General features: G+C 57.6%; 11 protein-coding genes. 2 read left to right on the plus strand and 9 right to left on the minus strand.

Annotated features, from left to right (window positions below; translation table 11 throughout):
* Positions 1-48: 48 nt before the first annotated feature.
* The gene (gene pflB / locus HCK03_RS17810; protein WP_041144789.1) at positions 49-2331 is read left to right on the plus strand and encodes a formate C-acetyltransferase; all 2283 of its coding nucleotides are present in this window, start codon (positions 49-51) and stop codon (positions 2329-2331) included.
* 205 nt (positions 2332-2536) lie between these two features.
* Positions 2537-3277, plus strand: coding sequence for a pyruvate formate lyase 1-activating protein (gene pflA / locus HCK03_RS17815; protein ID WP_167691980.1), 741 nt, complete (start codon positions 2537-2539; stop codon positions 3275-3277).
* A 165-nt stretch (positions 3278-3442) separates the two neighbouring features.
* Here the strand turns inward: pflA and HCK03_RS17820 are convergent, their stop codons facing one another.
* The 9 genes from HCK03_RS17820 to lrp all read right to left on the minus strand — a co-directional run bounded on the left by HCK03_RS17820 (position 3443) and on the right by lrp (position 17308).
* The gene (locus tag HCK03_RS17820; protein ID WP_041144787.1) at positions 3443-4591 is read right to left on the minus strand and encodes an MFS transporter; all 1149 of its coding nucleotides are present in this window, start codon (positions 4589-4591) and stop codon (positions 3443-3445) included.
* Between the two features lie 273 nt (positions 4592-4864).
* Positions 4865-5728: a dimethyl sulfoxide reductase anchor subunit family protein gene (locus HCK03_RS17825; RefSeq protein ID WP_115193239.1), complete on the minus strand. Its 864-nt coding sequence runs from the start codon at positions 5726-5728 to the stop codon at positions 4865-4867.
* Between the two features lies 1 nt (position 5729).
* Positions 5730-6347, minus strand: a complete 618-nt coding sequence (locus HCK03_RS17830) for a DMSO/selenate family reductase complex B subunit (RefSeq protein ID WP_167691981.1) — start codon at positions 6345-6347, stop codon at positions 5730-5732.
* Positions 6348-6357: 10 nt separating this feature from the next.
* A complete protein-coding gene (gene dmsA / locus HCK03_RS17835) occupies positions 6358-8796 on the minus strand; it encodes a dimethylsulfoxide reductase subunit A (protein WP_167691982.1) in 2439 nt (812 codons plus the stop codon).
* Positions 8797-8997: 201 nt separating this feature from the next.
* Positions 8998-10290, minus strand: a complete 1293-nt coding sequence (serS, locus tag HCK03_RS17840) for a serine--tRNA ligase (RefSeq protein WP_041144783.1) — start codon at positions 10288-10290, stop codon at positions 8998-9000.
* Positions 10291-10382: 92 nt separating this feature from the next.
* Positions 10383-11726 carry a replication-associated recombination protein A gene (locus HCK03_RS17845; RefSeq protein ID WP_041144782.1) on the minus strand — a complete coding sequence of 448 codons (1344 nt, stop codon included), beginning with the start codon at positions 11724-11726 and terminating at the stop codon, positions 10383-10385.
* Positions 11727-11734: 8 nt separating this feature from the next.
* Entirely contained in the window at positions 11735-12346 is a 612-nt protein-coding gene (lolA, locus tag HCK03_RS17850) for an outer membrane lipoprotein periplasmic chaperone LolA (protein WP_041144781.1), read from the minus strand.
* A gap of 132 nt (positions 12347-12478) precedes the next feature.
* The gene (ftsK, locus tag HCK03_RS17855; protein WP_167691983.1) at positions 12479-16678 is read right to left on the minus strand and encodes a DNA translocase FtsK; all 4200 of its coding nucleotides are present in this window, start codon (positions 16676-16678) and stop codon (positions 12479-12481) included.
* A gap of 135 nt (positions 16679-16813) precedes the next feature.
* Complete coding sequence (gene lrp / locus HCK03_RS17860) at positions 16814-17308, minus strand: leucine-responsive transcriptional regulator Lrp (protein ID WP_000228469.1); 495 nt, start codon at positions 17306-17308, stop codon at positions 16814-16816.
* Positions 17309-17402: the final 94 nt, after the last annotated feature.

The raw sequence follows: 17402 nt of genomic DNA on the forward strand, positions 1-17402 counted from the left end.
TTGTTTCAGGCAGTAAATAAAAAATCCACTTAAGAAGGTAGGTGTTACATGTCCGAGCTTAATGAAAAGTTAGCCACAGCCTGGGAAGGTTTTGCGAAAGGTGACTGGCAGAACGAAGTCAACGTCCGTGACTTTATCCAGAAAAACTATACCCCGTACGAAGGTGACGAGTCCTTCCTGGCTGGCGCCACTGACGCGACCACCAAGCTGTGGGACAACGTAATGGAAGGTGTTAAACAGGAAAACCGCACTCACGCGCCTGTTGATTTTGACACTTCCCTTGCATCCACCATCACTTCTCACGACGCAGGCTACATCGAGAAAGCGCTCGAGAAAATCGTTGGTCTGCAGACTGAAGCTCCGCTGAAACGTGCCATTATCCCGTTCGGCGGCATTAAAATGGTTGAAGGTTCTTGCAAAGCGTACGATCGCGAGCTGGACCCGATGCTGAAAAAAATCTTCACCGAGTACCGTAAAACTCACAACCAGGGCGTTTTTGATGTTTACACCAAAGACATCCTGAACTGCCGTAAATCCGGCGTGCTGACCGGTCTGCCGGATGCCTACGGCCGTGGCCGTATCATCGGTGACTACCGCCGCGTTGCGCTGTACGGCATCGACTTCCTGATGAAAGACAAATACGCTCAGTTCCTGTCTCTGCAAGGCAAACTGGAAAACGGCGAAGATCTGGAAGCAACCATCCGTCTGCGCGAAGAGATCTCCGAGCAGTACCGTGCGCTGGGCCAGATCAAAGAAATGGCGGCCAAATACGGCTGCGATATCTCTGCTCCGGCAAAAACCGCGCAGGAAGCTATCCAGTGGACCTACTTCGGTTACCTGGCTGCCGTTAAGTCTCAGAACGGCGCGGCAATGTCCTTCGGCCGTACCTCCAGCTTCCTGGATATCTTCATCGAACGCGACCTGAAAGCCGGTAAAATCACCGAGCAAGACGCTCAGGAAATGATTGACCACCTGGTCATGAAACTGCGTATGGTTCGCTTCCTGCGTACTCCTGAGTATGATGAACTGTTCTCCGGTGACCCGATTTGGGCAACTGAATCAATCGGTGGTATGGGCGTTGATGGCCGTACTCTGGTCACCAAAAACAGCTTCCGCTTCCTGAACACCCTGTACACCATGGGGCCGTCTCCGGAGCCGAACATCACTATTCTGTGGTCTGAAAAACTGCCGCTGAGCTTCAAAAAATACGCGGCTAAAGTCTCCATCGATACCTCTTCTCTGCAGTATGAGAACGACGATCTGATGCGCCCTGACTTTAACAACGATGACTACGCTATCGCTTGCTGCGTAAGCCCGATGGTTGTTGGTAAGCAAATGCAGTTCTTCGGTGCTCGCGCTAACCTCGCGAAAACCATGCTGTACGCTATCAACGGCGGCGTTGATGAAAAACTGAAAATGCAGGTTGGTCCTAAGTCTGAACCGATCAAAGGCGACGTTCTGAACTTTGACGAAGTCATGGATCGCATGGATCACTTCATGGACTGGCTGGCTAAACAGTACGTCACCGCGCTGAACATCATCCACTACATGCACGACAAGTACAGCTACGAAGCTTCTCTGATGGCGCTGCACGATCGTGACGTTGTTCGCACCATGGCATGTGGTATCGCCGGTCTGTCCGTTGCCGCTGACTCCCTGTCCGCTATCAAATATGCGAAAGTTAAACCGATTCGTGACGAAGACGGTCTGGCTGTCGACTTCGAAATCGAAGGCGAATACCCGCAGTTTGGTAACAACGACTCTCGCGTAGATGATATGGCGGTCGATCTGGTTGAACGTTTCATGAAGAAAATTCAGAAACTGACTACCTACCGCAACGCTATCCCGACTCAGTCCGTTCTGACCATCACTTCTAACGTTGTGTATGGTAAGAAAACCGGTAACACCCCTGACGGCCGTCGCGCTGGCGCTCCGTTCGGACCAGGTGCTAACCCGATGCACGGTCGTGACCAGAAAGGTGCCGTTGCCTCTCTGACCTCCGTTGCAAAACTGCCGTTTGCGTACGCTAAAGATGGTATCTCTTACACCTTCTCTATCGTTCCTAACGCTCTGGGTAAAGACGACGAAGTTCGTAAAACTAACCTGGCCGGTCTGATGGACGGTTACTTCCACCACGAAGCTTCTATCGAAGGCGGTCAGCACCTGAACGTCAACGTTATGAACCGTGAAATGCTGCTCGACGCGATGGAAAACCCGGAAAAATATCCGCAGCTGACCATCCGCGTATCCGGCTATGCAGTACGTTTTAACTCCCTGACTAAAGAGCAGCAGCAGGACGTTATCACTCGTACCTTCACTCAGACCATGTAACGGGTTTTGACTGAAATCGCGATATAAAAAGCGTACAATAAAGGCTCCACGCAAGTGGGGCCTTTTTAGCAATACCTCCCTGCCCCCCAGTCTCTTTTGTCCGCTATCTATACTCAATGGATAACTGCCAAAACAGACTTAACACAGCCGGTTTGAGCTGTGCATCACAGGTCCCGGACGGGCCGAATCTGGAGATACCACCGCAATGTCAACTATTGGTCGCATTCACTCCTTTGAATCCTGTGGCACCGTCGATGGGCCAGGGATCCGCTTCATCACCTTCTTCCAGGGTTGCCTGATGCGCTGCCTGTACTGCCATAATCGCGATACCTGGGATACCCACGGCGGGACTGAACTCACCGTCGAAAGCCTGATGAAAGAGGTTGTCACCTACCGTCACTTTATGAACGCATCCGGCGGCGGCGTGACCGCCTCCGGCGGTGAGGCTATCCTGCAGGCTGAATTCGTACGCGACTGGTTCCGCGCCTGCCGCAAGGAGGGCATCCACACCTGCCTCGATACCAACGGCTTCGTTCGTCGCTACGATCCGGTGATTGACGAGCTGCTTGAAGTGACCGATCTGGTGATGCTTGACCTTAAGCAGATGAATGATGAAATCCACCAAAATCTGGTTGGCGTCTCTAACCACCGTACGCTGGAGTTTTGCCGCTATCTGGCGAACAAAAATATCAACGTCTGGATCCGCTACGTAGTGGTACCCGGCTGGTCAGATGATGATGATTCCGCGCACCGCCTCGGCGAGTTTACCCGCGATATGGGCAACGTCGAAAAAATCGAGCTGCTGCCGTATCACGAGCTGGGCAAGCATAAATGGGTGGCGATGGGTGAAGAGTACAAGCTTGACGGCGTGCATCCGCCGAAGAAAGAGACCATGGAGCGCGTAAAAGGCATTCTCGAGCAGTATGGTCATAAGGTGATGTACTAGGGCTGAATCTCCCGGCGGCACAATGCGCCCGCCGGGAATCATCAAAACTGTTTTAACGCCAGACTGCACTCACCAATTTATCTCCCGCCAGGCACAGCAACGTTCCCTTCGCTCCAAATTTGCGGTGATAGCACCGCATCCAGAACGGCCAGTGCGCGCGCGGATTCAGGCGTGGGCCACCGGCGTCGGGTGGTGCCCCGCTTTGCGCAGCAGCGTCAGCAGGTAAATAAACGACACGCTCGCGATCATAATAAACAGCAAGTTATCGGAGAAGTTCTGCATCAGCATCGCGGTCAGCGTTGGTCCAAGCAGGCTACCGATGGTGTAGCTCATCAATAGCGCCTGGTTCATCGCCACCAGCTGATGGCGCTCAACTTTTTCGCATGCCCAGGCCATCGCTACCGGATACAGCGTAAAGCCCGAGGCGCCAAGGATAAACAGCGCGGGCGCCATCGCGGCCTGGCTAAGCATGGCCAGACAGCCGAGAATAACGATAAACACCTGAACGCGCAGCACCAGCAGGCGACCATAGCGATCCGCCAGGCGACCCACCGGCCACTGGCCGAGGATCCCGGCGCTCACCATCACCGCCATCCAGAAGCCAATCCCGGCGTCGCTCACTCCCTGATGGTTCAGCCACAGCGGCATAAGTCCGTACAGCGAGCCGAGGACGATCCCGGAAATAATGCAGCCGTTGACGCCGTGGCGAGCCTGGCGCAGCCTGAGCATTGGCCAGATGCGCGCCGGCTCGTGCGGCTCGTCCGTCTGATTGACCACGCGCGTAAACAGCAGAGGAAGGATGGCGGCCAGCGCCAGACCGGTTACCCACGGCAGGACGCTCATCAGATCCGTCGGCAGCTTGCTCACCATCAGCTGGCCCAGCACGGTACCGACGTAGTAAACCATCATGTACGCCGCCAGCAGGCGACCGCGGCTGCGAGAGGTACCGCTGCACACCAGCGCGCTCTCTACCACGACCCAAATCATTGCGCAGCCCACGCCGGCCACAAAGCGCCAGCTGAACCAGGTCCAGAACCCCATCGTTACGCCAAGCCCAACGCAGCCGACGGCAAAAATCAGCGAGGCAAGATAGTAGCTGCGGTTAAATCCGAGATGCTTAATGACCCATCCGGCCAGCAGGGTTCCGACAAGGTTACCGGTGAAATAGGATGAGCCGACCATCCCGACCTGCCAGGTAGGCATATTTTCATGGGCGAGCCAAAGCGGGACGAGGGTATTTAAAACCGCTATCGCCAGCGTCAACAAAAGCAGGCCGCAGAGCAACATTTGCACCGGCCGGGTGTAGATGGACATGGATATAAACCGTGAGGAAGTTCGGATTTCGTGCGCATCATGCCACCGCTATAAACATTGTCAATCCACCTGAAATCAGGCAGGACGCGGTTTGTCGGGCAACGATTGAAGTTTTTTATCCATCGGCGAGACGGCAGAATTATTCTTTATATTATTCCATTGTTTTTATTAATTTATTGGAATTAACGGGCGGGAATATCAGTTGAAATATTTCATGAAGAGAGCGCATTTTTTATCGCGCCGGAACCGCGAAGTTCCGGCGCGAATCAAGGCTTAGCTGGCGATCGCCATACCCACCGTCATATGCAGACCGTAGAAGACCCCGCGGCCCACCATCTCGCCCACCAGCACCAGCACAAATGCCAGGCCTAGCAGCGGCAGCGCCGGCTGATATCCTTTAAGCATTGGCGCAACCCAGCACGCCAGGGCCAGCGCCAGGGCCGCAACGCGCCACGCCATCAGCGAGCCGTAGTCCGGCACCAGCGCAGACGCCTGCTGGATAGAGCTGTGGATAGTCGACAGCTCGCTTCCCTGCATCAGCGCCACGGCCACGCTCGCCACCAGGGCCACCAGCGTTACGACGGGCAGCAGACGCATCGCCCAGCCGTTCACGCCGGCCACGCGCAGCAGCAGATAGCCCAGCAGCGGTCCGCCGATAAACAGCGTCAGGAAGAAGCTCAGCGGCGTCCAGACGCTATACCAGGTCGGGACCGTATCAATGGTGTTGTACACCCGCACCATCATCCAGACGAAGATGACGCCCAGCACCATCGTGACGATCAGCCACAGGCTGCGCAGCCCGGCCGGAAGCTTCTTAACCGCCGACAGCAGCCAGCCAATGCCGCCAACGGCGAAGAAGAGCGCTCCGCTGGCGATTTCATTACTCAGCGACGATGCTCCGACGCGGTTGAGCGAATTGAAGGCCCGCATCGGCGACCCCAGGTGCAGCGTCGAGGCGATAAATCCAATCCCCATCAGCACCCACAGGCCAAACATACTCAGCACCACGCGCTGCTGCTGCTCAGGCGACAGGCTGCCTTTCATAAGCGCCAGCGCCAGGACAATAAAGCCCCCCACTACGCACTGACCAAAGACCGTGAAGATCATCAGCGGCCATTCATGCCATCCACTTCCCATCTCACACCTCCTTCGGGTTGGCCAGATAGCCGGTTGTATCGCCACACGGACGACTGTTGGCGTTCGGTTTAATGACAATGCTGGGTTGCGTAAAATGCGCCGACGGCAACGGCGCAACGGCGGCCAGCTTGCCATGCTTCTGCCGCAGCTCTTCGATTGGGCCAAAGTCCAGCGCCCGCAGCGGGCAGGACTCGACGCAGATCGTTTTTTTACCCACGGCGACGCGCTCGTGGCAGCCGTCGCACTTGGTCATATGCCCTTTCGCCGCGTTGTACTGCGGCGCGCCGTACGGACAGGCCATATGGCAATAGCGGCAGCCGATACAGACGTCTTCATCCACCACCACAAAGCCATCGTCGCGCTTGTGCATTGCGCCGCTCGGACAGACCTTGGTACAGGCCGGATCCTCGCAGTGGTTACAGGCGATAGAGAGGTAGTAGGCAAACACGTTCTGCTGCCAGACGCCGTTATCCTCCTGCCAGTCGCCGCCCGCGTATTCATAAATGCGGCGGAAGCTGACGTCCGGCGTCAGGTTCTTATAGTCTTTACAAGCCAGTTCGCAGGTTTTACAACCGGTGCAACGGGCGGAATCGATAAAAAATCCATATTGAGTTGTCATCGGTTATTCCTTACAGCTTTTCAACCTGGACGAGGTTGGTATGCGACGGATTTCCTTTCGCCAGCGGCGACGGGCGTTGGGTGGTGAGCACGTTGATACTCCCCGCCTGATCCACGCGGCCTGCGTCCGGGCTATACCAGGCGCCCTCACCCAGCGCGACAACGCCAGGCATCATACGCGGCGTCACTTTGGCTTCGATATGTACCTCACCGCGGGCGTTGAAAATACGAATTCGGTCGCCGTTGGCGATACCTCGCGTCTTCGCATCAAGCGGGTTAATCCACATCTCCTGGCGACAGGCCGCCTGCAGCACGTCTACGTTGCCGTAGGTCGAGTGCACGCGAGATTTATAGTGGAAGCCGGTCAGCTGCAGCGGGAACTTCTCGGTCAGCGGATCGTTATAGTTCTCAAAGCCGGGGGTATAAATCGGCAGCGGATCGATAACATCCCCTTCGGGTAACTCCCAGGTGGCGGCAATTTTCGCCAGCTCCTGCGAATAGATTTCGATTTTTCCCGACGGCGTGGTCAGCGGGTTAGCCTGCGGATCTTCACGGAACGCCTTATAGGCAACGTGGTGGCCTTCAGGGTCACGCTGCTTATAGATCCCCTGCTTGCGGAAAGTCTCAAAGTCCGGGAGATCGGGGATCGCTTTGCGGGAGATCTCGTGCAGATAGCGCATCCAGCCTTCCTGGCTACGGCCTTCCGTAAACTGCTGCTCCACGCCCATGCGTTTCGCCAGCGCCGTCGTCATGTCATAAATCGTTTTGCATTCAAAGCGCGGCTTAATCGCCTCATCGGTGAAGATAACGTACGACATATTGCCGCAGGAGGCATCCAGCGCGAAGTCCATCTGTTCGGAGGCGGTGCAGTCCGGCAGCAGGATATCGGCATATTTTGCCGACGAGGTCATATGGCAATCGATCACCACGATCATCTCGCACTTCTTGTCGTCCTGCAGAATTTCATGGGTGCGGTTGATATCAGAGTGCTGGTTAATCAGGCAGTTGCCCGCATAGTTCCAGATCATCTTGATCGGCACATCGAGCTTGTCTTTGCCGCGAACCCCGTCGCGGAGCGCCGTCATCTCCGGACCACGCTCAATGGCGTCGGTCCACATAAACATGGAGATGCTGGTCTCAACCGGGTTTTCCAGCGTCGGCATACGCTCAAACGGCAGATCGTATGAGCCCTCGCGCGCGCCGCTGTTGCCGCCGTTAATGCCGACGTTGCCGGTAAGAATAGAGAGCATCGAGATAGCCCGGGTCGCAATTTCACCGTTAGCGTGGCGCTGCGGCCCCCAGCCCTGGCTAATATAGGCGGGCTTCGCGGTGGCTATCTCACGCGCCAGCTTGACGATGCGATCGGCCGGAATACCGGTGATGGTTGACGCCCATGCTGGCGTTTTGGCGATACCGTCGCTGCCCTGGCCCAGGATCCAGGCCTTATAGTGGCCGTTTGCCGGCGCATCGGCAGGGAGCGTTTTCTCATCATAGCCAACGCAGTATTTATCGAGGAACGGGGTATCGACCAGGTTTTCGGTAATCATCACCCACGCCAGCGCAGAGACCAGCGCCGCGTCGGTACCCGGGCGAATCGGGATCCACTCGTCCTCACGACCGGCCCCGGTATCCGTATAGCGGGGATCGACAATGATCATCCGCGCATCGGATTTTTGTCGCGCCTGCTCCAGATAGTAGGTCACCCCGCCGCCGCTCATCCGCGTTTCGCCCGGGTTATTGCCAAACAGAACCACCAGCTGGCTGTTTTCAATATCCGACGGGCTATTGCCGTCGGCCCAGCCGCCGTAGGTGTAATTCAGCCCGGCAGCGATCTGCGCGGAAGAGTAGTCGCCGTAGTGATTAAGATAGCCCCCGCAGCAGTTCATCAGGCGAGCAATGAGCGTTTTTCCCGGCGGCCAGGAGCGGGTCATGGTCCCGCCCAGGGTTCCGGTACCGTAGTTCAGGTAGATAGACTCGTTGCCATAGTCTTTGATCAGGCGCTGCATATTGCCGGCAATGGTATCGAACGCCTCTTCCCAGCTGATGCGCTCAAATTTCCCCTCGCCGCGTTTACCCACGCGCTTCATCGGGTACTTCAGGCGATCGGGATTGTAGACGCGACGACGCATCGAGCGTCCGCGCAGGCAGGCACGCACCTGGTGCAGGCCGTCGTAGCTATCGTCACCGGTATTGTCTGTTTCAACGTATTTAATTTCGCCATCAACGACATGCATGCGCAGCGGGCAGCGGCTACCGCAGTTCACGGTACAGGCGCTCCAGGTCACCGTTTCGCCTGCCGGTGACAGGGTGTCTGCGGCATGGGCAATGCGCGTGAAGGGTAAAGTAAATGCGTTACTGGCCACTGCCAGACCGCCAATCGCCGTGGTTTTCATTAAACCACGCCGGCTTACTTCGGCAGCCAGTAAAGCATCGGGGGCTTTAATTTTCATGGATACTCGCTTTGGTTGCTCACAATTTACTGATAATCGCTATATAGACTTATATATAGCGTAACTAGCTTTTATTAGTTTTTTATGCTGCTTTAACACCAAGGGAGTATGGGGGTATTGAACGGACGGGTTATTGCCCGGCATCAAGAAGGAGATGAAAAAAAAGCGCCCGTAGGCGCTTTTGAGAAGGGGGTAGAAAAATCAGCCGATGAACTCAAGGCCGCGCATATACGGGCGCAGAATTTCCGGGATTTCAATACGGCCGTCAGCCTGCTGATAGTTTTCCATCAGCGCAACCAGGGTACGACCCACTGCCAGGCCAGAGCCGTTCAGCGTATGGACCAGGCGCGTTTTCTTATCAGACTTGCTGCGGCAGCGTGCCTGCATGCGGCGCGCCTGGAAATCCCAGACGTTCGAGCAGGACGAAATTTCGCGGTAGGTATTCTGCGCCGGTACCCACACTTCCAGATCGTAGGTTTTGCATGCGCTGAAGCCCATATCGCCGGTGCAGAGCGCCACTTTACGGTATGGCAGACCCAGCAGCTGCAGAACTTTCTCCGCGTGGCCGGTCATCTCTTCCAGCGCCGCCATGGAATCTTCCGGACGGACGATCTGCACCATCTCAACTTTGTCGAACTGGTGCATACGGATCAGACCACGGGTATCACGACCGTAGGATCCCGCTTCAGAGCGGAAGCACGGCGTATGCGCGGTCATTTTGATCGGCAGATCGTCTTCATCGATGATCTCATCGCGAACCAGGTTAGTCAGCGGAACTTCGGCGGTCGGGATCAGCGCGTAGTTGCTGCTATCCGCCTCTTCTTCCAGCGGACGAGTATGGAACAGGTCGCCGGCGAATTTCGGCAACTGGCCGGTGCCATACAGCGTTTCCTGGTTTACCAGATACGGGACATAGTTTTCACTATAGCCGTGCTGTTCGGTATGCAGGTCCAGCATAAACTGCGACAGCGCGCGGTGCAGACGAGCCAGCTGGCCCTTCATGACCACAAAGCGCGAGCCGGTCAGTTTAACCGCCGCAGCGAAGTCCAGCCCGCCGTGCATTTCGCCCAGAGTCACGTGATCGCGTACGTCAAAATCGAACTCGCGCGGGGTACCCCAGCGGCTCACTTCGACGTTGTCGTTTTCACTTTTACCCAGCGGAACGTCATCATGCGGAACGTTAGGAATGGTCAGCGCGATATCGCGGATTTCGGCCAGCAGCGCGTCCAGATCGGTTTTCGCCGCATCCAGCTGTTCGCCAAGCTTGTTCACTTCCAGGCGTAACGGCTCGATATCTTCCCCACGCGCTTTCGCCTGGCCAATGGATTTCGATCGGGAGTTACGCTCCGCCTGCAGATTTTCAGTTTCAACCTGCAGAACTTTACGACGCTCTTCCAGAGCGCGCAGTTTATCTACATCCAGCTTAAAGCCCCGGCGTGCCAGTTTTTCAGCGACTGCGTCTGGCTCGGTACGCAGCAGATTGGGATCGAGCATGCTTATCCTGTGCTTATCGAATTAATAAAATGAAAAGTGGCCGCAGACTACGACCACCGGAATATCCTGGTAACCTTACCGCAACGCCTCTGTTAGCGGTAGCGTTTTGTGGGGCTATTTTGATCCTGTTCGGCAAGCCAGGCGAGCTTTTCGCCAATTTTCCCCTCAAGCCCTCGGTTTGTTGGCCGATAATAGCGCGTTTGCGCCATTTCCTGCGGGAAGTACTCCTCGCCGGCGGCATAGGCGTTGGGCTCATCGTGGGCGTAGCGATACTGCTGGCCATAGCCCATCTCTTTCATCAGCTTCGTTGGCGCGTTGCGCAGGTGGACCGGCACGTCGTAGTCCGGGCGTTCGCGGGCATCGGCCATCGCGGCCTTAAAGGCGCTGTAAACCGCGTTGCTCTTCGGCGCGCAGGCGAGGTACACAATGGCCTGAGCAATCGCCCGCTCGCCTTCCGCAGGGCCGACTCGGGTAAAGCAGTCCCAGGCAGAGATAGCAACCTGCATGGCCCGAGGGTCGGCGTTGCCGACGTCTTCCGAAGCAATCGCCAGGCAGCGGCGAGCAACGTACAGCGGATCGCCGCCGGCGCTAATGATCCGCGCATACCAGTACAGCGCGGCGTCCGGCGCGCTGCCGCGCACGGACTTGTGCAGCGCCGAAATTAAATCGTAAAAGCGATCGCCCTTGTTATCAAAACGCGCGCTACGCTCGCCGGCAATTTCGGTCAACAGTTTGGCCTGCAGCACCCGCTGACCGGCGGCGTCGGTTTCGGCCATATCGGCCATCATCTCCAGCGTGTTGAGCGCCCGGCGCGCATCGCCGTTTACCAGCTCGGCGATCGCCCGACGCGTGTCGTCAGGCAGCACAATATTCTGCCCGCCGTAGCCGCGGCCCGCATCGCTCATCGCCTGCGTGAGCACCTGCTCGATATCTTCCGTGGTCAGTGATTTCAGCAGATAAACGCGCGCTCTCGATAACAGCGCGGAGTTGAGTTCAAAAGAGGGATTTTCCGTCGTCGCGCCGATAAAGGTGATGGTGCCATCTTCGATATGCGGCAGAAACGCGTCCTGCTGGCTTTTATTGAAGCGGTGGACTTCGTCGACAAACAGGATGGTACGCCGACCGGCGTTACGGTTCTGCCGGGCGCGTTCGATGGCTTCACGGATCTCCTTCACGCCGGAGGTCACGGCCGAAATACGCTCGACGTCGGCGCTGGCATAGCGAGCAATCACTTCCGCTAAGGTCGTTTTCCCGGTACCCGGCGGGCCCCACAGAATCATCGAATGAAGATGCCCGGCCTCAATTGCCCGCGGCAAAGGTTTACCCGGTGCCAGCAGATGCTGCTGGCCGATGTACTGCGCTAAATTTTCTGGCCGCATACGGGCGGCCAGAGGTTGAAACGCATTGTCGGAAAAATCGAGCGACAGATTGCCCACATTCGCCTCTATTTACGTTGATCGTCCACCGTAACCCCTTGCGGCGGCGTAAAGGTAAACTTAGATGCGTCTATCGCACCGTTTTGCTGCGACTTCAGCTGGTAGCTGCTGCGCTGGTCGTCCTGCTCTACCGCGCTGAACTGATGAATGGTGCCATCACGCCCTACGTTAATGGTGAACTGCTTCAGGTTACCGCTGCCGCTTTTCGGCGTCAGGACGAAGTCATCGCCGTTTTGCTTAATATTGTACTGCTGCCAGTCGTTAGACTGGTTACGCGCAATCAGCATAAACGGCGTGTTGCTGGTGGCGTCTTTCAGCCAGGTGACGGTCGCCTGCTCAACGAACGGGTTATAGAACCACAGCGTTTTGCCGTCAGAGACCAGAATGCTTTCATCCGGCTGGGTCATGTGCCAGTTGAACAGATTCGGGCGTTTCACCCACAGGTCGCCCTGTCCGTCCTGTACCGCGTTGCCGCTGCCATCGGTCACTTTCTGCGTGAAGCTGGCGTGGAAGCTGCTCACCTTATCCAGACGGCTTTTCAAATCGCCGGCGGCGTCAGCCCAAACCTGGCTGACAACAAATCCAGACAGTAATGCACAGGTGATTGCGAGTTTTTTCATTGTTATTCCTTAATGTCCGTCAATGTGCGTCGCTCCCTGCGCGGGAGCCTCTTCTGCCCCTAATGTAGGACCGCCTGGCGCGGCGGGACAGAAGAATAGGCTGATTTTGCTCTTATTTACCCAACTTTGCACTCACTCGAAGGGCGGCGGTGCCAGCACTTCGCGGTTTCCGTTATGGCCCTGCTCGCTGACGATCCCCTGCGCTTCCATCTGTTCGATGATGCGCGCGGCGCGGTTATAGCCGATACGGAACTGACGCTGAACCCCAGAGATAGAGGCTTTACGCTTCTCGGTCACGAAATTAACCGCCTGGTCGAACAGCGGATCCAGCTCTTCTCCGCCGTCAAATCCACCGCCGCCGCCTTCGCTTTCGCTATCCGAAGTGATGCCGTCGACATACTGCGGGCGCCCGCGCGCTTTCCAGTCCTGGACTACCGCATGGACTTCCTGATCGCGTACGAATGCGCCGTGCACGCGCACCGGGATAGTGGAGTTCGGCCCGGAGTAGAGCATATCCCCCATCCCCAGCAGCGATTCGGCACCGCTCTGGTCAAGAATGGTACGCGAGTCAATTTTACTCGACACGGTGAACGCAATACGCGTCGGGATGTTGGCCTTAATCAGGCCGGTGATCACGTCAACCGACGGGCGCTGGGTCGCCAGCACGAGGTGAATACCCGCCGCACGCGCTTTCTGCGCCAGACGAGCAATCAGCTCTTCCACTTTTTTACCCACGGTCATCATCAGGTCGGCGAATTCGTCCACCAGCACCACGATGTAAGGCAGTTTTTCCAGCACCGGATGTACCGCATCCATGCTGTCGCCCGGCTTCCAGTACGGATCCGGAATTGGGCGCCCCATGCGCGCCGCCTCGGCAATCTTCTCGTTGTAGCCCGCCAGGTTACGCACGCCCAACGCTGACATCAGCTTGTAGCGGCGTTCCATCTCGTTCACGCTCCAGCGCAGAGCGTTGGCGGCGTCTTTCATATCGGTAACCACTTCCGTCAGCAGATGCGGGATCCCTTCATAGACCGACAGTTCGAGCATTTTGGGGTCGATCATAATGAAGCGCACGTCTTCCGGCTGTGCCTTGTAGAGCATGCTGAGGATCATGGCGTTGACGCCGACCGATTTACCGGAGCCGGTGGTACCGGCAACCAGCAGGTGCGGCATTTTTGCCAGGTCGGCGACGACCGGATCGCCGGCGATATCCTTGCCCAGCACCACGGTCAGCGGCGAGGGGTTATCGCGGAACTTGGTATTATCCAGCACTTCGCGCAGGTAGACGGTCTGACGCTTCTTATTCGGCAGCTCCAGGCCAACGTACGGCTTGCCGGGAATCACTTCCACGACGCGCACGGCAACCGTGGAGAGCGAACGGGCAAGGTCGCGCGACAGGTTAGAAATACGCGCGGCCTTCACGCCCGGCGCCAGGTTCAGCTCAAAGCGGGTGATAACCGGGCCTGGCGAGTAGTTCACGACGTCCGCTTTAATACGGAAATCGGCAAGGCGAGCTTCCACCAGGCGCGCCATTTGCTCCAGCGCGAAGGTATCAACCGGCTCTATCTCACTCGGCGGCGGCGTCAGCAGATCCAGAGACGGCAGCGGCGTCGTCGGCCGCTGCAGCGGATGGCTGTTGCCGTTACGCATCAGGAGCGGGTGAATCAGGCTCTCCTGCGGCTGCGGCGCCGGCTGTTGGACCGGCGGCTGCATCGGGGCCTGAGGGGCCTGCTGCGGCTGGTAGCTCTGCGCCGCTGGCGCAGATTGTACCGGCTGCTGAGCCTGAGGCTGCTGGTAAGCAGGCTGCGGCGTCGGCTGCTGATAGTGCTGCACGGGCTGCGGCTGCTGTACCGGCTGATGCTGATGCTGCGCCGGCTGCTGGTATTGCGGTGCCGACGGCTGAACCTCCGGCATCGGCGTAAACAGCGGCTCGCTCGGGCCGTCGTCCACCAGCGTTTTCATCGGCGAGAAGTCATAATCAGCCGGAGAGAACGGATTCGCCCCGCGCGGCTGCTCGCTGCTGTAGCGCTGCTGTTGGGTGGCGGCAAACTGGCGAGCCAGCTCGGCTTCGGCGGCTGAATCGTCATCTCCGCCGTCGTCAGCCTGGTAGACCTCACCGTAGCGCTGCTGCTGGGTGGCGGCAAACTGACGCGCCAGCTCGCCCTGCTCCAGCTCGTTAACTTCTTCATCGGTGAGCGGCTCATCGTCATAATTTTGATCAAGCTCCGCCTGGCGAGCGCGCTCTTCCGCGATGCGCTGAGAAGGCAGCTTAATGCCATACGATGCCAGCTCACGGCGCGTCGGTACGCGGACGTGGTTAGGACGCGGCAGCTTCGGACCAATGCCCTCTTTGACCTGCACGCGCGGCCCGCCCGCTGCCGGACTGAACAGCGGCGCAGCGGATGACGCAGCGGAGACCACCGCGGCAGCGCTAGCACCAGCGCCCGCGGCCTGATGTACGCTGGCGGCGAGCGTAGTCACCGCGGCGGCATCAACCGGAGAAGATGGCGGCGGCGAGATAGGCCTGGTCGCAACCGGACTCGCAGGCTCCGGAATCGGCTGATACCAGGCGGCAAGCTGTTCGCGCTCACGCGCGCGCTTCTCTTCAACCTCTTCGAAATAGTACATCGGCGGACGCTGCGGCTTGACCTCTTCCTGGGGAGCTTCTGGCTCAATAACAGGCGAGGCGGCATAAGGTTCAGGCTGATAAGCAGGCTGCTGTACCGGCGTCTGCTCAGGCTGATACGCCTGCTGCGGCTGATACGCGGCTTCAGGCTGGTAGTGAGGCTGCTGTACCGGCGCCTGCTCAGGCTGATACGCCTGCTGCGGCTGATATGCGGCTTCAGGCTGGTAGTGAGGCTGCTGTACCGGGACCTGCTCAGGCTGATAAGCCTGCTGCGGCTGATATGCGGCTTCAGGCTGGTAGTGAGGCTGCTGTACCGGCGCCTGCTCAGGCTGATACGCCTGCTGCGGCTGATATGCGGCTTCAGGCTGGTAGTGAGGCTGCTGTACCGGGACCTGTTCAGGCTGATAAGCCTGCTGCGGCTGATACGCGGCTTCAGGCTGGTAGTGAGGCTGCTGTACCGGCGCCTGCTCAGGCTGATACGCGGCTTCAGGCTGGTAGTGAGGCTGCTGTACCGGCGCCTGTTCATGCTGATAAGCCTGCTGCGGCTGATATGCGGCTTCAGGCTGGTAGTGAGGTTGCTGTACCGGCGCCTGCACAGGCTGATAAGCCTGTGCTTCTGGCTGCCAGCCGGCCTGTGGAGTCTGGCCGGCTACCGGCTCAGCCCACGCCTGCGGCGCCGCGGTGGCTGCCGCAGCCGCGCTCACAGGATCGGCAATGCTATGGCCGTTCAGCAGCGGATCGTAGGGGTCAAAGTCCCCTGGACGCGTTGCGCTGGCACCGGAGAATAAGACATCGTCCGCATCTGCCGGGCGCGCGGCGCTGGCGCCAGAAAACAGCACATCGTCTGCCGCAACCGGCGCGCCGTTGGCGCTGAACTGAACCTCTTCCTCGGCATCATCCATGCGCTTACCGGAAAACAGCGCGGCGTCGGTCTTGCGCCCCAGCGGATTGGAGAATTTCTCTGCCAGACGCTGGCGACGCGCTAAGGCGCTGCGTAGAATTCGCGCGCGACGCGAGCCCTGCGGTTTCGCCGTATCGTCGTCTTCGTCATCCTCATAGTCGTCCTCATCAACCCAGGTGTCGTCCCGACGGGTACGGTTGCTGGCAAAGGTAAGGACGGAAAGGATCACGCCGCCGAGTTTTTCGGCAATGCTGACCCACGACCAGCCGGTAAACAGGGTTAAACCCGCCGCCCAGATGCAGAGCAGCGCAATCGTTCCGCCGCTGCTGTGCAGCAGCGGTTGCAGGGTGGTGCTCAGCAAGCTGCCAATGACCCCGCCCGAGGCGAAATACCAAATATCATCGGCATTGATAGAGGCCAGGCCACAGGAGGTGAGGATCAGCGCCAGCGCGCCAATTAAGCGCAGCGAAACGGCGAAATAGTCGATGTATTCGTCGTTAGTTTGATTGCGCCAGGCAAACCAGCAGCCGCCGATAATAATCACGGGAATGGTGTAAGCCATTACGCCAAAAATGAAAAATAGCGTATCGGCAAGCCAGGCTCCCGGCGTACCGCCGATGTTGTGGATAGGCTCGTGCCAGGCCGTTTGCGACCAGCTTGGATCCGAGGGATTAAAGCTGAGTAAGGCCGCCATCAGCCAGATAGCAAAAAGGGTGCAAAGGATAAGTAACGCCTCAAGGAGTCGGCGCCCGCTGCTTAGCTTCGTCAGTTTGACTTCTTTGTCTTCGGTGTATTCCTGGCTCAAAAAAGGCTCTCCAGGTATCAGGCTGTTTCCTGCCTGCTGCTAAAACGGACAACAGTGCCGGGTCTCCCCGGCACTGTTGCTGTATGGATTAACAGGAGTGTAATCAAACTACGTCGATTTTGCACCTGTTCCGTGTTAGCGCGTCTTAATTACCAGACGATTGCTCTGCTTGACCTCTTCCATTACCACGTAGGTACGGGTGTCGTTTACGCCCGGCAGGCGCAGCAGGGTTTCGCCCAGTAGTTTACGATACGCTGACATGTCCGGTACGCGAGTTTTCAACAGGTAGTCGAAATCGCCGGATACCAGATGACACTCTTGAATTTCTTCAAGTTTTTGCACAGCGGCGTTAAATTGCTCAAACACATCCGGCGCGCCACGATTCAGAGTAATCTCAACAAATACCAGAAGTGATGCATCCAGATAATGCGGGTTAAGCAGCGCCGTATAGCCCTGAATAAAACCCTGTCTTTCCAGTCGACGCACGCGCTCAAGGCAAGGCGTCGGAGAAAGTCCCACCCGTTTAGAAAGTTCGACGTTAGAAATACGTCCATCTTTTTGTAACTCATTCAGAATGTTACGATCGATGCGGTCGAGATCTTTGCCAGGGCGCTTCTTGCTATCTACCATTATTATTGTCTCTCTGTATTCCTTCCCTACTCCTGTTCTGACTCTGAGCCTTCACTGCCAGAGCCCATCCTGTTCTTACCCGTACGACTTGAGT

The organism is Klebsiella terrigena (assembly GCF_012029655.1).
Taxonomy (GTDB): domain Bacteria; phylum Pseudomonadota; class Gammaproteobacteria; order Enterobacterales; family Enterobacteriaceae; genus Klebsiella; species Klebsiella terrigena.

What these genes read in the sequence shown, in the direction of transcription:
- HCK03_RS17830 (WP_167691981.1), bottom strand. Translation starts at nt 6,347, where the DNA reads ATGACAACTCAATATGGATTTTTTATCGATTCCGCCCGTTGCACCGGT.
- pflA (WP_167691980.1), top strand. Translation starts at nt 2,537, where the DNA reads ATGTCAACTATTGGTCGCATTCACTCCTTTGAATCCTGTGGCACCGTC.
- HCK03_RS17825 (WP_115193239.1), bottom strand. Translation starts at nt 5,728, where the DNA reads ATGGGAAGTGGATGGCATGAATGGCCGCTGATGATCTTCACGGTCTTT.
- dmsA (WP_167691982.1), bottom strand. Translation starts at nt 8,796, where the DNA reads ATGAAAATTAAAGCCCCCGATGCTTTACTGGCTGCCGAAGTAAGCCGG.
- lolA (WP_041144781.1), bottom strand. Translation starts at nt 12,346, where the DNA reads ATGAAAAAACTCGCAATCACCTGTGCATTACTGTCTGGATTTGTTGTC.
- pflB (WP_041144789.1), top strand. Translation starts at nt 49, where the DNA reads ATGTCCGAGCTTAATGAAAAGTTAGCCACAGCCTGGGAAGGTTTTGCG.
- serS (WP_041144783.1), bottom strand. Translation starts at nt 10,290, where the DNA reads ATGCTCGATCCCAATCTGCTGCGTACCGAGCCAGACGCAGTCGCTGAA.
- lrp (WP_000228469.1), bottom strand. Translation starts at nt 17,308, where the DNA reads ATGGTAGATAGCAAGAAGCGCCCTGGCAAAGATCTCGACCGCATCGAT.
- HCK03_RS17820 (WP_041144787.1), bottom strand. Translation starts at nt 4,591, where the DNA reads ATGTCCATCTACACCCGGCCGGTGCAAATGTTGCTCTGCGGCCTGCTT.